Here is a 14,956-nt window from a genome sequence, read left to right as displayed (position 1 = left end):
CGAGTGTCCATCAGAGCAGCAGCCGAGGAGCAGGTGTGAGTTTCAGCCAGCTGACCCATTTGGAGTGTGGCCGGTGCGGGGCCGAGCACGACAGCGAGCAGCCGCAGAACCTCTGCAAAGCATGCGGATCACCGCTGCTGGCCCGCTACGACCTGGCTGCCGTTCGCGACTCGGTGAGCCCCGGTGACTTCGCGCTCCGCTCCCCCGACCTGTGGCGCTACCACGAGCTGCTCCCGGTCAGGAGCCCGCAGGCGGTGACCACCCTCGGCGAGGGCTTGACCCCGTTGCTGCCGATGGCGCGGTACGGCGAGCGGATCGGCCTGCCGCGGTTGCTGATGAAGGACGAGGGCCTGATCCCCACCGGCTCGTTCAAGGCGCGTGGCGCCGCGGTCGGCGTGTCCCGCGCGGCCGAGCTGGGGATCGAGCGGCTGGCGATGCCGACCAACGGCAACGCTGGCGCCGCCTGGGCCCTGTACGGCGCACGCGCCGGGCTTGCCACCACGATCGTCATGCCGGTGGACGCGCCTGAGATCACCCGGCGGGAGTGCGTGGCCTCGGGGGCCGATCTGCATCTGGTCGACGGCCTGATCAGCGACGCCGGGCGGATCGTCGGCGAGCTCATCGCTGCCTCCGGCGGCCGGGTCTTCGACACCTCGACGCTCAAGGAGCCGTACCGCATCGAGGGTAAGAAGACCATGGGCATCGAGATCGTCGAACAGCTCGGCTGGCGCATGCCCGACGTGATCCTCTACCCGACCGGAGGCGGGGTCGGCCTGATCGGCATCCACAAGGCCCTGAACGAGCTGCGCGAGCTGGGCTGGATCTCTGGCCCCCTGCCCCGGCTGGTCGCCGTACAGGCGGAAGGATGTGCGCCGATCGTCCGCGCGTTCGAGGCCGGAGAGCAGGAGAGCCGCTTCTGGGAGGGATCCCGTACCGTCGCGTTCGGCATCAACGTGCCCAAGCCTCTCGGAGACTTCCTCATCCTGAAGGCGCTGGCGGAGACGTCCGGCACGGCGGTCACGGTCACCGACGGCGAACTGCTGGACGAGCTGCGGCAGGTCGCGGCCCTGGAGGGGACGTGGGTCTGCCCCGAGGGCGCGGCGGCCTTCGCCGCGGCGCGCAAGCTGCGCGCGTCGGGATGGATCGGCGCGGACGAACAGGTCGTGGTCCTGAACACCGGAGCCGGCCTGAAATACCCGGCGACGGTGCCGGTGGACGCGCCTGTCCTCCCGGTGGACGGCCACCTCGTCTGACGGCGGGAACCGCGAGCACGTACAACCCGCACGAGGAGGTCGCCCCGCTCCGTACCCGGCTCGACGATGTCGTCCGGCGACTGAGTGATCGCTGACGGGCTCAGGACATCTTGGTGGCCAGGGCGGCGAACTCGGCGATGAGCGGGTCGCGGCGCGCCGACAGCCAGGCGAGGGCCACCTCATTGGGCGGGATGTCGAGGATGGGCACGTAGACGACGTCGGGCCGCTGGTAATACATGGCCGTCGACTCCGGGAGGATGCTGATCCCCCGGCCGGTGGCCACGTGTTCGAGCTTCTCCTCCACGGTGCGCTCCGCCGTACTGGACGCGACCTGGCGCGGTTCGCGCATCTCCGCGGCGACGCGGCTCCACTCCGGCACGGCGTCCGGATGCTGGAGCAGGTGCTCGTCGGCGAGGTCGGCGATGTGCAGGGACTCCTCGCCGGCCAGCCGATGATCGGCGGGAAGCAGCACGCCCCGCCGCTCGCTGAACAGCGGCCGCATCTCCAGGCCGGCTGGATCGACGGGAAGGCGCACGTAGCCGATGTCGGCCCGGCCGTCGTGCAGCACGGCCACCTGGTCGGCCCATCCGGTGCGCAGCACGTCGACGGTGAGACCGGGATGAGCGCGGCCCAGGGCGCGCACCGGGCCCGTGACGGTGAGGCCGGGCATGAAGCCCACGGTGAAGGTGTCCGCCGCGCGGGCCGCCTGGGCCACCCGGCGGCGCAGCGCCTCGGCGCCGGCGAGCAGCAGTTCGGCGTCGACGACCAGCTGCTTCCCTGCCGCCGTCAGCGCGGTCCTGCGCTTGTCCCGGGTGAACAGTTCCGCGTTCAGCTCCTTTTCCAGAGCCTGGATCTGCCGGGACAACACCGGCTGGGCGATGTGCAGCCGCTCCGCGGCCCGGCCGAAGTTGAGCTCGTCCGCCACCGCCATGAAGTAGCGGATTTTCCGCAGGTCGACATCTGCATACGCCATGCCCTGAGGGTATTACCGCCTCCCGCAAAGGTCTTGGACGGCCCCCGCGTCCGCGGATCAGAGTGGACGGCGTGAAAAGAGTCCTCACCGCCGAGGGCCACGACGTGACGCTGCACGCCAGGAACGCGGACCGGGCGCGGTGATCCACAATGCCGCGGTCGAGACCGTGGACGGGCTGGAGCACGTGTTCGCCGTGAACGTGCTGATCGGACTCTTCTCGCACGACTCACGCACAACTCACACAGAAGGAACTCAGCACCATGAAGGTCTTCATCACCGGCGGCTCCGGGTATCTCGGCCAGGCGGTCATCCGTGCCCTCACCGCACATGGGCACACCGTCAGCGGCCTGGCCCGCAGCGACGCCGCCGATCGCACGGTGAGCGCGCTCGGCGCCGAGGTCGTGCGCGGCGGGCTGACCGACCTCGACATCCTCCGCAAGGCCGCGGACGACGCCGACGGCGTCATCAACCTCGCCCAGCACCAGGGACCGGAGGTCGCCGAGATCGGCCTGGCCGCGGCGACGGCGATGCTGGACGGCGCGGGCGACCGCCCGTACGTGCACACCAGCGGAACCTGGGTGTACGGCGACACCACCGGCGTGGCCGACGAGGACTCCCCTGCCGCTCCGCCCGCGCTGGTCTCCTGGCTGCCGGGCAGCGACGCGCAGGTGCTCGCCCGCGCAGGTCAGGGCGGCCGGCCCGTCCTGGTGATGCCGGGCGTCGTGTACGGCGGCGGCCGCGGCCTGATCGAGGAGTTCTACGCCAAGCCCGCCCGGCGCGACGGCGAGGTCCGTTACATCGGGACGGGCTCGAACCGGTGGGCCGTCGTCCACGTCGACGACGTCGCCGAACTGTACGTGCTCGCCCTCGGCGCCGAACCCGGCCGCAAGTACCTCGCCGCCGCCGACCAGGCGCCGACCGTGCTGGAGATCGCCCGCGCCGTCGCCGAGGCGAACGGGATCCCCGGGAAGGTCGCCTCCATCACGCTCGAACAGGCGTATGAGCAGATGGGCCCGCTCGCCGACGCGTTCGCCCTCGACCAGCAGGTCACCAGCGCCCGCGCCCGCGCGGAGCTCGGCTGGCGCCCGGCCGCCCGCGACGTGCTCGCCGAACTGGCCGGCGCCTGACCTGTGGACGAGGACGAGAAGAATGTGCCGTATGGCTACCGGAATCAACCGCCTGAGCGAAACGGCGGTCGTCGGCTCGTCCTCGTCCCCGTTCGACTATTACCTGGTCCTTTCTGAGACCGACTCTGAGACCGACTCTGAGACCGGCCCCGCCCGGGTGGACGGGATCGTCGTCGAGGAGTACGTGTACGGCGACGACCATGCGGCCGTCGGCCTCGACTCGGTCGGGTGGAGCGCCGCGGACGGTGAATGGTGGAACTCGGCGGCGTTCAGCCGCGAGATGCGCAGGGACCCGCTGCTCCGGTCCCGGATCGTCGCGGCCCGCAGGAGCGAAGCCGAGAGCGTCTACCGCGGTCTCGCCGGGGAGGACCTTCCCGGCGAGACCGCGTTGCGGAGCAGGTTCCACGACCGTGAGCCGTTCCCGAGCTCCGCTCCCCTGCTGTTCGGCCCGCCGGAGGTCCCCGAGGGGTACCACGACAGGCGGGTCTACCGGATTCTGTTCGCCGGGCAGTTGGACTCCGGCCACCTCGCCCACCTGCGCGACGTGTGGAGCATGGACCTCGCCGCCGATCCGCACGCCCGGGTCGCCGGTACGGCCCGGCTGCACGCGGGCGCCGACCTGTTCACTTGGGACCTCCGCCGGATCGGTGCGGGCGTCGCCGGGGGGCTGGACGCGACGGGACTCGACGTGACGGCGTTGCTGGCCGGTCCGTACGCCACAGCGATCGGCCCGCTGCTGCGGGAGCTGACCACGGAGATGCGTTTTCAGGGGCTCATCCCCGTGACCATCGAGCGCTTCGCCTGACATTAACCTCTATATGGCACACTGCCCCGGTGAATACCGATTCATTGCGAATTGTGACCTTGAACGCATATTTGCCCGGTTACAACGTGATCGCTGAATGGGCGGAACGGCGCGGCCACGAAATCGTGCTGGTGGTGACGCCGCCGGTCGGCACCAGCGACCGATACGACAAGAACGCGGCGCCGTTCGTGCTGCAACTCCCCCGGGAGACCAGCGTGCTGGTCACCCGCGACCTGCGGTCGGTCGCCGCCCCGGTCATCGCCTCGCTGGTTCCCGACCTGGTCATATCCGCGGCCTTCCCGCGGCTGATCCCCGCCGAGATCCTCGGCCTCCCGAAGTACGGCGCGCTCAACCTGCACCCGTCGCCCTTGCCGGTCGGCCGTGGCCCCAATCCGGGACGGCTCATCTACGAGGGAGCCACCACGGTCGGGGCCACCCTGCACCGGACGGAGGCGGAGTTCGACACCGGAGCCATCCTCAGCCAGCGCGAGCGCCCCCTGCCTGACGACCTCGACGGACCCGCCCTGTTCGCCGCGTGGAACGAGATGCTGGCCGAGGTGCTCGACGAGGGCGTCGCCCGGGCCGTCGCCGGCGAACGCGGCACTCCGCAGGACCCGGCGAAAGCCACGGAAGCGCCGTTCTACACCGAGGCGGAGCGCCGTATCGACCTCACCGAGCCCGCTGCCACGCTCCGGCGCAAGGTCGCCGCCCTGAACGTCACCTCTCCTCAGGCCCGCGTGCTGCTCGACGGCACGGAGGCGATCGTCACCGGCCTGCGGCTCATCTCATCCGACGGGCCGGCCGCTCCCGGTACGGTGCTGGCACACCACGACGACGGCTGGACGGTCCAGGCAGGCGACCAGGCGATCCGCCTCATCACCGGGTAGCCGCAAACCCGCGATCAGCCCGGTCAGGCCACGGGGAGCCAGACGTCTCCCGTCCCGCTCGTGCGGGTCAGGTGCACCCGCCAGCATCCCGCCTTGGGGAAGACGAACCCGGTTCCCCACTCCTGGCCGGGGCGCCGCCAGTTCGACCCCCCGTGCTCCTCCGGGCCCCACACGCGCGTCGCCCGCGTGCCGTCCGGCAGGGTCGCGCCGATCTCCAGCGGCCCGGCGCCGGTCATCCGCCAGACGATCTTTATCTCCTTGCCGCGCGCGAACGGCAGCGGCGCGAACGGCAGGGCCCACAACTCCGCGTTCTGGGCCACGCCCCGCACGTCCGCCAGGCCCGTCGCCTGCGGCTCCTTCGGCGTACGGCAGCCGGCATCTGCTGCGCTCGCGGCGCTGACCGGCGGACGCGCAGAACCGGACGGCGCGGGGCCGGACGTGATTGTGCAGGCGGTCGCGGCGAACACGACGGCGACGACGACCGTCGCGTGAAGGGGTGCGCGCAAGATTCCTCCCGGTGTCGCTGCTTCTACTCCGCCCGGCCTCGTAAGGTTCCCGAGCCTCCGCCCTCTTGATCGCGACCCTTGTGCTCTCCCGGATGCCGGGTTACGGTTGCGCCGTCCGACGCGGGAGCCCGGTGTGACCGGGCTGAGAGGACGGCTACCAGTCAGCCGCCGACCGCCAGAACCTGCTCCGGGTAATGCCGGCGAAGGGAGTTGCGCGATGGGTGACGCGCGTTTTTCCAAGATCCACAAGGGTGACCTGCGGGTCCCGATGCGTGAGGTCCTGCTGTCCAACGGCGAACGGGTGCGGCTCTACGACACGTCCGGGCCGTACACCGATCCGGCGGTGACCACCGACGTCACGCGAGGGCTGCCGCGCTCGCGCGAGGACTGGATCCTCGCGCGCGGCGACGTCGCCCGCTACGGCGGCCGGCAGGTGCGCCCGGTCGACGACGGGTTCAAGGACCAGGCGGCGTGGGCGGGCAGCCGCACCACCGTCTTCCAGGGGGACGGGCGGCGGCCGCTGCGGGCGACGGGCGCGCCGGTGACGCAACTCGCCTACGCCCGGCGCGGACTGATCACCGCCGAGATGGAGTTCGTCGCGGCCAGGGAAGGAGTGTCGCCGGAGTTCGTCCGCGAGGAACTGGCCGCCGGACGCGCCATCCTCCCGGCGAACGTCAACCACCCGGAGAGCGAGCCGATGATCATCGGCCGCAACTTCCTGGTGAAGATCAACGCGAACATCGGCAACTCGGCCGTGACCTCCTCGATCGAGGAGGAGGTCGAGAAGATGACCTGGGCCACCCGTTGGGGCGCCGACACGATCATGGACCTGTCGACCGGCCGCGACATCCACACCACACGTGAGTGGATCATCCGCAACTCCCCCGTGCCCGTGGGAACCGTACCGATCTATCAGGCGCTGGAGAAGGTCAACGGGGTGGCGGCCGACCTGTCGTGGGAGGTCTACCGCGACACGCTGATCGAGCAGTGCGAGCAGGGCGTCGACTACATGACCGTGCACGCCGGCGTGCGCCTGGCGCACGTTCCGCTCACCGCGCGGCGCAAGACCGGCATCGTCTCGCGCGGCGGCTCGATCATGGCCGCCTGGTGCCTGGCCCACCACCGCGAGAGCTTCCTGTACGAGCACTTCGCGGACATGTGCGAGATCTTCGCCGCCTACGACGTGGCGTTCTCACTCGGCGACGGCCTGCGGCCGGGCTCCATCGCCGACGCCAACGACGAGGCGCAGTTCGCCGAGTTGCGCACCCTCGGCGAGCTCACCCGGATCGCACGCGAACACGACGTGCAGGTGATGGTCGAGGGGCCGGGCCACGTGCCGATGCACAAGATCAAGGAGAATGTCGACCTGCAGCGCGAGCTCTGCGGCGACGCCCCCTTCTACACGCTCGGCCCGCTCGTCACCGACATCGCCCCCGGCTACGACCACATCACCTCGGGCATCGGCGCCGCGATGATCGGCTGGTACGGCACGGCCATGCTGTGTTACGTCACACCGAAGGAGCACCTGGGGCTGCCGAACAAGGACGACGTGAAGACCGGCGTCATCACCTACAAGATCGCGGCGCACGCGGCCGACCTGGCAAAGGGTCATCCCCTGGCTCAGGCATGGGACGACGCCCTGTCGGACGCCCGGTTCGAGTTCCGGTGGGAGGACCAGTTCGACCTGTCCCTCGACCCGGACACCGCCCGATCGTTCCACGACGAGACGCTGCCGGCGGCGGGAGCCAAGACCGCGCACTTCTGCTCGATGTGCGGGCCCAAGTTCTGCTCGATGAAGATCAGCAGAAGCATCAACGCGGAGTACGGCGAAGCCGAGATCGAGGCCGGGATGAAGGCCAAGGCCGAGGAGTTCGCGGCCAAGGGAGGCCGGGTCTACCTTCCGCTGACGGACTGAGGCGCGCGGGCGGGAGTCCGGTTCTCGTCACGACGAAATCGCATTCCCGCCCACCGCTCACGGCGTCGCCCGCCCCCGCATGGCCTGCCGCGGCGGTGTCCCCAGGCGGGAATGCGATTTCGACGCGAACGGGGACAATCCTGGCGAGTGAAAGGATGTTCTGTGAACCTGGAAGGTTAGAGGAGGCAATGGGCGTGCGGACGATCCTTCTTCAGGCCGAAGGCGTCGGTCCCGAACCCGCCGTCCTCGAGCTTTCCCCCGGCCAGGAGGCCACCTTCGGGCGAAGCTCCGCATCGGCGCCGGTCGACCTGGTGCTCGACCACCCGGGGGTTTCGCGGAGGGCCGGTGTCATCAGAGCCGTCGAGGACTACTGGCTGCTCACCAATCTCAGCCGCACGTCGACCCTGGTCGTCGAGAACCCCGAAGGCGGCGGCGAGTTCCTCAAGGTGACTCCTCTGCGGGCGGAGGCGCCCGTGCCGTTCGAGTTCGCCCGGGTGGTGATTCCGGTGGCGGGCGGCTCGTGCTCCTTCCTGGTCTTCGCCCCGCAACACAGCTTCCTCGACCTCGACCTGCCCGACACGGCGTTGGCGGGCGAGCCCACCGTTTCGGCGTTCTCCCTGGACCAGTCGGCCAAATACTTCCTCGTGCTGGTCGCGTTGTGCGAGCCGCGCCTGCGCGACGGCTCGTCCGCGGTCATCCCGACGGTGCCCGAGGTCATCGAGCGGCTCAGCGGCGTTCCGGGTTACGCCGATCTGTCCCGGGCCGCGGTCAACTTCCACATCGACTATCTGGCGCGGACGAAGTTGCGCGTCAAGCCGATGCCGAGCACGCGCAAGGCCGACTGGCAGCGGGGAGCGCTCATCTCCATCGCCCTGCGATTCGATCTGGTGACCGACGAGCACCTGAAATTACTCGATCCGTAACGACCACCCCAATATGCTCACCTCTCCAGATATAGCGGGATTGCAGGAGTGGCGAACGACGATGCGTACCGACGGGTGGGCGGTCAGTCTTCCGGTGGGATACCGCATCGGCGGCTGGCGCGTCAGCCGGCCGATCGCCTCAGGCAGCTGGGCGAGCGTCTACGAGGGCCGGGACTGCGACGGGACGGCCGCCGCGCTGAAGATCATGCCGACGGGCACGGTGACCCGGCGGCAGCTGCGTCATCTCCAGGAGATGACCCAGCGGGAGATACGCCTGCACCGCCAGGTCAGGCATGCCCGCCTGATCGGGCTGAGGGAGACGCTCGTCGTCGACGACCCCGGCTGTCCCGATCTCGACGGCGCCTGCGTCCTGGTGATGGATCTCGCGGAGCGATCACTCGCCGACCTGGTCCGCGACGGCGTCCCCGTGCCCGGCGCCGCACGCCTCATCATCGAGATCTGCGAGGGCCTGGCCCACCTGCACGCCGAAGGGTGGATGCACGGCGACCTCAAACCGAGCAACGTGCTGCTGATGGCGGACGGCTCGGTCAAGCTCGCCGACTTCGGCCTCGCCACCGAGATCGACGGCACCCACGGGTACCTCCCCCCGATGGGTTCGCTCGACTACGTGCCCCCCGAGCGCTGGGGCGAGTCGCTCACCGACAGGGGCCATGCCGTACGGGTGTCCGCCGACGTGTGGGCGCTGGGAACGACCGCCTGCCAGCTGCTCACCGGGCGGCTTCCCTTCACCGCGCCGACCGCGCGCGCCCGTCATGTCGCCGCCGCCGAGTACGCGATCGGTGAGCGACCTCTCACGCTGCCGGCGTCGCTGCCGCCGGGCTGGCGTTCCTGGATCGCCGGCTGCCTCGCGCCGAGCCCGAAGTCCCGCCCCACCGCCGCCCGGCAGCTTCGCCAGGCCCGCGTGCTGACGGGCTCGGTCCCGGCGGCCCGCCGGGGGCGGGACAGGCTCCTCGCCGCGGCGTCCGCCGCCATGCTCCTGGCAGGCACGGTGGGCGCGGTCCCGCTCGCCGGTCATTCGCACGAGCGGTGGCTGCGCGCCGACGCCGACGTCCCGGAGCGGTATCGGGCGCTGATCGTCGAGGCGGGCACCATGTGCGACGAGCCCGGCCTCAGCCCAGCTCTGGTGGCGGCGATGCTCAAGGCGGAAAGCGGCTTCGATCCTGATCTGTCCGACCCGGCGAAGGATGAGTACGGCATCGCCCGATGGACGCCTTCCGTGTTGCGCTACTACCTTCCGCCGGACCGGAGAGGCACGATCCCGGTGCCGCCGTTGCCGCCCGAGGACTCCATTCCCGCGGTCGGGCGTTACCTGTGCATGCGCCTGCCGCTGCTCGCCGGGGTGCGGGGAGACCGGGGGCTGCTCGGGGCCGCGGCCTACCGCACGTCGGACGACGTGATCCGGCGGGAGAACGGCATCCCCGCCCGCCTGCAAGCCCACATCGATCGCGTCAAGGAATACCGAGCCGAATACCAGCCCTGACCCCCGCCCCCCTTCCCCGTGACCCACCATTTCCCCGTGATCATGCAGAAGTTCGACGGCGTGCCGTACGACCTGGGCAAACCCACATCGTGATCATGCAGAAGTTCGGCCGCATGCCGTACGACCTGCGAAAACCCCGATCGTGATCATGCACTGCCGCGCCGAGTGCATGATCACGGAGCGAGAACGCGCAGGCCAGGCCTTCAGTAGTCGAACTTCTGCATGATCACGGATCGAGTCGGCGCAGGTAGGAGCCGTGATCACCGAGCTTCTGCATGATCACCCCCAAGGTGTGTGGCCTGATGGCCACACCCAAGGCGGCGGCCGTCAGGCGGTGAGGAGGCCGATGCCGAGGGTGACGACGCCGATCGCCAGGGCGGCGGCGCCGAGCCAGAGGATCGCGATGAACCGATTGGGGCCGGTGAGCCCGCGACCGGCCGAGGCGGCGAAGAACCCGCCGGACATCAGGGCGGCCGCCGCGGGGACGCCGAGCCTCGCGACCCATCCCGCCGCGCCCGTGAGCGTGGTCGCGTCGGCCAGGATCTGGCAGACCAGACCGAGCGTCACCAGGACACCCGCGTGCGCGTGCCCGGCCCGGGCGAACGCCTTCTGGAAGTCGGTCATCGGCACATCACCGCGGACGATCTTCGTCATGAACCAGCCGCCGAACTCGATGGTCACGATGGTCAGCAGCAGGAGGCCGGCGACGATACGGCTGGCGTCACTCAACGGAATCGCGAGCATTTGGGGGGCTCCATCCATCACTGGCTAGATAAGATACGGCAGTGACGATAGATCCGGCCTCCATCACTAGTCAACAGACTTTTGATAGTTACGTCGCCGAGTTCGCCGGCCTCGCTCTGCGCCTGGTCAACGACCTCGTAACCGAGCACGCCCACGGCCAACCCGTCGAGCCGGCACGCTCGGGAGGCGATCAGCTGGCGGTGATCCAACACGCCCTCTCCGCGTTCGACGGCATCCACACCGCGCCCTTCGGCCCCGACGAAGCCACCAGGCTGACGGCGGCGGTCCGGCGTCTCCGGGTCGCGCTCGACGCGTGCGTGGGCGGCGACGTGCAGACCGCGGCCGACGTGCTGAACGACCTGCTGGCCGCCCATCAGGCCATGCCCAACCTGCACGGACGGCCAGGCCGGCCCCTGGTGCTGGCGTTCCACGCGGTGGGCCAGAAACCGGTCGACTCCTACGTCGCCGACATGGCCACGAGCATCGCCATGATCATCGGTGCGGGGCGGGCCGCGCGGCTCGGCCGATGCTCCGCCGCGGCGTGTGACCGGGTGTTCTACGACGCCAGCCGCAACGCGTCCCGCCGGTTCTGCGACCTGTCGTGCCAGAACCGCGCCAAGGCGACCGCCTACCGGGCCCGGCAACACACGCGCGACGGGTCACAGGCGATGACGGAGTAACCCGGGAATGCACGGGGCGGTGTCGTGGTTTGCCTCCACCGCACACCGTCCCCGCCTCGGGGATGTGCTCGAAGGAAGGTGTGAGCGATGAAGGTCCGCAACTCTTTGAGCTCGTTGACGGCCAAGCCTGGCGCGCAGGTCGTGCGCCGCAGGGGCAGGGTCTTCGTCATCAACAAGAAGGATCCGCGCTTCAAGGGCCGTCAGGGCTGACGGCACATTGAGAGGGCACTCCGAAGGGGGTGCCCTCTCACCGAGGAACTACCGCCTCGAATCTCGCGCCGCACGGTCGTCTCTCCCCCTGCACCGTCAACAAGCCAAGATTTCAGATCACGCCGGTCGGGCGAGCCTGGCGAACGAGAGCACGACCACCGTCGACAACAACCAGCCCAGCAGGCCGGCCACGTTCAGCAGCGTCGAGACCAGCGAGCCGTGAGCGCTGCGTGTCTCGGGATACCACGTCGCCCGCTGGCCCAGTGAGATGAGCGGGACGACGGTGTCCACGCTGTAGAACAGCGGGTCGAAGCAGCGCACCTGCCCGTCCCCGCACGGCCCCGGGCGGGCGGCGCGCGGCGCCGCCGCCGCGGTGGCGTCTTCCCCCGCAACGGCGCCGTCGACCGTGACGAGCCGCCCGTCCACCGCGTACACGTTGCCCCGCGGGTCGGTGGCCCGCATCGTCTGCTGGACCGCGGGAGTCGCCATCATGACCCCCACCACGACGAGTAACGCGCCGAGCAGCCACAACGTGCGTCCCGGCCGATAGCCGTAGCCGACGCTCAGGCCGTACAGCAGGTCGAGCGCGCCTCGGATCCACTGGCGGGGCGAGCGGCCGCGGGAGGCCGCCGCCTTGCGCGCCTGCCGGCGCTGCTCGATGAGCAGCCGTTCGGCCTCCGTCGCGCGGCCGTGCTGGCGCAACACCCTGGCCGCCTGCTCGTACGGCCCGGCGTCGAACGAGCTCATCCCGCGCAGCCAGTCCCTGCGAGCCCGCCAGTCCCATGAGCCGTCGAAACGGTCGTAGGCGAATCCGGCGATCACCGTCGCGCGCGGCCACCGGTCAGGGTCGTCGGTGAGCACGGTGGTGGATGCGCCCGTCAGGTCGACCACGGGCGGCACCTGCGCCCATCGCAGGCGCATGCCTCCGCGCGCGATGGCCGCCACCGCCCAGAGCCCTTCGGCGAACGTGCCGCCTTCGCAGTCGAGGCTCCCCTCTACCGTGCACCTGCTCAGCAGCACCCGGCCTTCGGCGGCGAAGCCTCCCGACAGCGACACCGAACCGCGCACCACCGCCCGTTGGAGCGACAACGCCTCACCGCCCGGATTGTGCAGCCGGGCGCCATGGGCGTCCACGATGCCGCCGACGGTCGCGGAGCGGAACCTCAGCCTGCCGCCGTTCGCCTCCAGCCTCCTCAGGTTCACCACGTTGTCGACGACGACCCCTTCCGCGGCGATGAGCGAGCCGCCCTCCGGGTCGCTCCACGTCGTCCCCTCGAGGGTGAGGTCGCCCCTGATGTGGGTCCCGGCCAGCCGTAGCGTGCCCCGGACCGCCACGCCGTCCTCGATGAGAAGGCTGGAGCGCAGCTCGGCGTTGGTCAGGTCGAGCGCGCGCCCGCCGCCCGCGGCCAGCTCGCATCCTCTGCGGATGCGGATGGTGCTGAACGAACCCATCGCGAGGTCGACGCCGCCGCCGATGCGGCATGCGCCTTCGACGCTGAGGTCTCCGCCGACGTACAGGCCGGGCGCGCTCACCGCGGTGCCCCCGCCGCGGCTGCTCGAATAGCCCGCTCCTCTGACCTCTTCCGTGGGTTCAATGGTCACGTTGCGCACCAGCAACTCCCCGGAGATCCGGGCGTTGCCGAGATCGAGGCTGCCTCGGATCAGTGGACGGCGGCCCGTCCGGTCGTCGATGAGGAAGACGCTTCCGCCGATGTGCGCATCGCCCAGGTCGAGGGCCAGCCCCCGGTCCGGCCGGGTCAGCCTGGCTCCGGCCAAGTCCAGCGAGCCTTCCACCTGAGCCCCGAGCAGCCGGATCCCTCCACGCGCCTCGAATCCGTGGAGCAATCGGATCGTTCCGCCGACCCGCATCCGGTCGGCCTGTACGGCCCGCATGCGCGAGTCGATGACCGTGTCCAGGCAGAGGATGCGGCCGCCGATCTCCGACTCGCAGAGCCAGACCGCCGCCGTACACGAGGTGCTCGCGGACGTCCACAGGTCACCTGTGATGCGCGATCGCGACAGATCCAGGTCGCGGCGCACGCGCATGCCGTTGCCCAGAAGTCCCGGCACCGTGCAGGCGTCCAGAGTCAGCACGTGCAGGTCGGCGCCGTCCAGATTGACCGGCCGGTCGAAGGAGCAGCGGATGAAACGCAGAGGAAAGGGAACCTGCATCCCGCTCAGGTCGAGGTCGCCGTCGATCCTGGCGCCCTCGATCGTCAGTCCACGCGGGTCGACCTCCTCACGCCCGCCGCGGCACAGCTCACGCACCAGCCGGGCGGGCACGACGAGGCCCTCACCCTCCCGGGCGCGTACGGCTCGGCCGGCCGTACAGGCCTGGGCGAGAGCCGCCGCGCTGAGAATTCGCACCCTTCGTGGCCGGTCCTGTGCCGGCCCGAAGAGCTTGAACGTGTCCGCCAGCCGATCCGTCAAGCGCATGAAAGCCGAGACTATTCGTCAGATGACGAAGACGGCGTATTCGTCGAAATGCGGGACGCAGGCCCCGACCGAGGAGGGACCGGTGGGATTGACTTTGAGGCAGTCTCCCGGAACGCCCTGCACGAAATTCCGGAAGTAATACACCTTCGCCTCGCCGTAGGTCGACGTGCGCTGGAGCAACCACCGCTGGTACGGCCCGTTGTCACAGCCGTACAGGACCACCGCCGTGCTCGTCGCCGGGCTGGGCACCTTGCCCAGGCACAACGGCGTGCCGATGACGGCCAAGGTGACCACCTGGAATCCCTGATAGGTGGAGACAACGGTCATGTCCCACACCAACGGGTTGCCGGTGAGCGTGTTCACCGGGGCGCCGTAACCGAGCGCCCCTTGCACACCGACGTGTCTGTCCATGGCCGCCGCGCGGCGATCGCGGCCGACGGCGACGGGCGCGCGGTCGGCGTGGTGACGCGCGACCGTCAGCGGCCTGATGTAGACGACGGAAGGGACGGCTGCCGCCGCCGGTGTTACGGGCACCCAAGCCAGCGCCGCCGTCAGCAGAATGCTTGCCGCCGCCATCAGTGCACAGCGCAGGAATCGCTTCATGACAGGGCTGCCTTTCCGTCGGCGAAAACCCACCCAATTGTGAACGGAAGCCAGGACAATCACCATCGGCGCTGATCAGGCATTTCGCTGACCAATGTTCGCGTGGAGGCCCTGTCGCGAGCGACCTCACGGGCTGCTCTCACGCGGCCGGCCCTTATCTTGCCGCGCGGCACTGGACAGAGGCACGCCAGAGCCTCTGCATACGGGCATGGTCCGCCGTCCGTCCGTGGTCGAGGCACGTCACCGGCCGGTTCTCGAACTGGGCGGATTTCCGGCGCTGCCTTCCTTACTGGAACGCCGGATTCTCAGGGTGCGACTGCCATCAGGGCGGGTCTCCGCTCGCTGCTGGGGCCGTGGTCCGGGGTGGCGCCGTCGGTGTTGTTCGGCGGGGTC

Annotated in this window: 14 protein-coding genes and 1 riboswitch; of the genes, 9 read left to right on the top strand and 5 right to left on the bottom strand. The window is 70.0% G+C overall.

The window, feature by feature from the left end:
* The first annotated feature begins 35 nt into the window (after positions 1-35).
* Positions 36-1,253 (top strand): threonine synthase, encoded by a 1,218-nt coding sequence (locus Pth03_RS29690; RefSeq protein ID WP_203947722.1) that lies wholly within the window; start codon positions 36-38, stop codon positions 1,251-1,253.
* 100 nt (positions 1,254-1,353) lie between these two features.
* On the opposite strand, the gene Pth03_RS29685 is transcribed toward Pth03_RS29690, so the two are convergent.
* Complete coding sequence (locus Pth03_RS29685) at positions 1,354-2,226, bottom strand: LysR family transcriptional regulator (RefSeq protein ID WP_203947721.1); 873 nt, start codon at positions 2,224-2,226, stop codon at positions 1,354-1,356.
* A 260-nt stretch (positions 2,227-2,486) separates the two neighbouring features.
* Between Pth03_RS29685 and Pth03_RS29680 the strand changes: the two genes are divergently transcribed.
* Genes Pth03_RS29680 through Pth03_RS29670 form a run of 3 tightly spaced genes read left to right on the top strand, consistent with a single transcriptional unit; the run spans position 2,487 to position 5,045 of the window.
* Positions 2,487-3,353 (top strand): NAD-dependent epimerase/dehydratase family protein, encoded by an 867-nt coding sequence (locus Pth03_RS29680; RefSeq protein WP_203947720.1) that lies wholly within the window; start codon positions 2,487-2,489, stop codon positions 3,351-3,353.
* Between the two features lie 31 nt (positions 3,354-3,384).
* Positions 3,385-4,158 (top strand): hypothetical protein, encoded by a 774-nt coding sequence (locus tag Pth03_RS29675; protein ID WP_203947719.1) that lies wholly within the window; start codon positions 3,385-3,387, stop codon positions 4,156-4,158.
* Positions 4,159-4,217: 59 nt separating this feature from the next.
* Positions 4,218-5,045, top strand: a complete 828-nt coding sequence (locus tag Pth03_RS29670; RefSeq protein ID WP_203947718.1) for a methionyl-tRNA formyltransferase — start codon at positions 4,218-4,220, stop codon at positions 5,043-5,045.
* A gap of 23 nt (positions 5,046-5,068) precedes the next feature.
* On the opposite strand, the gene Pth03_RS29665 is transcribed toward Pth03_RS29670, so the two are convergent.
* Positions 5,069-5,551, bottom strand: coding sequence for a hypothetical protein (locus tag Pth03_RS29665; RefSeq protein WP_203947717.1), 483 nt, complete (start codon positions 5,549-5,551; stop codon positions 5,069-5,071).
* 110 nt (positions 5,552-5,661) lie between these two features.
* Positions 5,662-5,777: riboswitch (TPP riboswitch) on the top strand.
* On the opposite strand from Pth03_RS29665, the gene thiC reads away from it, so the two are divergent.
* The 3 genes from thiC (at position 5,769) to Pth03_RS29650 (ending at position 9,890) form a co-directional block, all read left to right on the top strand.
* The gene (thiC, locus tag Pth03_RS29660) at positions 5,769-7,466 is read left to right on the top strand and encodes a phosphomethylpyrimidine synthase ThiC (protein WP_203947716.1); all 1,698 of its coding nucleotides are present in this window, start codon (positions 5,769-5,771) and stop codon (positions 7,464-7,466) included. Its footprint overlaps the riboswitch before it by 9 nt.
* Before the next feature lie 194 nt (positions 7,467-7,660).
* The gene (locus tag Pth03_RS29655; RefSeq protein ID WP_203947715.1) at positions 7,661-8,389 is read left to right on the top strand and encodes an FHA domain-containing protein; all 729 of its coding nucleotides are present in this window, start codon (positions 7,661-7,663) and stop codon (positions 8,387-8,389) included.
* Positions 8,390-8,450: 61 nt separating this feature from the next.
* Positions 8,451-9,890 carry a serine/threonine-protein kinase gene (locus tag Pth03_RS29650; RefSeq protein ID WP_203947714.1) on the top strand — a complete coding sequence of 480 codons (1,440 nt, stop codon included), beginning with the start codon at positions 8,451-8,453 and terminating at the stop codon, positions 9,888-9,890.
* 327 nt (positions 9,891-10,217) lie between these two features.
* Here Pth03_RS29650 and Pth03_RS29645 read toward each other — a convergent pair whose 3' ends face one another.
* Positions 10,218-10,634 (bottom strand): hypothetical protein, encoded by a 417-nt coding sequence (locus tag Pth03_RS29645; RefSeq protein ID WP_203947713.1) that lies wholly within the window; start codon positions 10,632-10,634, stop codon positions 10,218-10,220.
* 41 nt (positions 10,635-10,675) lie between these two features.
* Between Pth03_RS29645 and Pth03_RS29640 the strand changes: the two genes are divergently transcribed.
* Positions 10,676-11,314 carry a CGNR zinc finger domain-containing protein gene (locus Pth03_RS29640; RefSeq protein WP_203947712.1) on the top strand — a complete coding sequence of 213 codons (639 nt, stop codon included), beginning with the start codon at positions 10,676-10,678 and terminating at the stop codon, positions 11,312-11,314.
* 87 nt (positions 11,315-11,401) lie between these two features.
* The gene (gene ykgO / locus Pth03_RS29635) at positions 11,402-11,524 is read left to right on the top strand and encodes a type B 50S ribosomal protein L36 (protein ID WP_203947711.1); all 123 of its coding nucleotides are present in this window, start codon (positions 11,402-11,404) and stop codon (positions 11,522-11,524) included.
* A gap of 117 nt (positions 11,525-11,641) precedes the next feature.
* Here ykgO and Pth03_RS29630 read toward each other — a convergent pair whose 3' ends face one another.
* Both Pth03_RS29630 and Pth03_RS29625 read right to left on the bottom strand, forming a co-directional pair.
* Positions 11,642-13,960 carry a hypothetical protein gene (locus Pth03_RS29630; RefSeq protein ID WP_203947710.1) on the bottom strand — a complete coding sequence of 773 codons (2,319 nt, stop codon included), beginning with the start codon at positions 13,958-13,960 and terminating at the stop codon, positions 11,642-11,644.
* A gap of 18 nt (positions 13,961-13,978) precedes the next feature.
* Positions 13,979-14,563 carry a ricin-type beta-trefoil lectin domain protein gene (locus Pth03_RS29625; RefSeq protein WP_203947709.1) on the bottom strand — a complete coding sequence of 195 codons (585 nt, stop codon included), beginning with the start codon at positions 14,561-14,563 and terminating at the stop codon, positions 13,979-13,981.
* Between the last annotated feature and the right edge of the window lie 393 nt (positions 14,564-14,956).

The organism is Planotetraspora thailandica (genome assembly GCF_016863335.1).
Classification (GTDB): Bacteria; Actinomycetota; Actinomycetes; order Streptosporangiales; family Streptosporangiaceae; genus Planotetraspora; species Planotetraspora thailandica.
The sequence above is the reverse complement of the archived record's forward strand: the minus strand, read 5'-3'. Positions and strand labels throughout refer to the sequence as shown.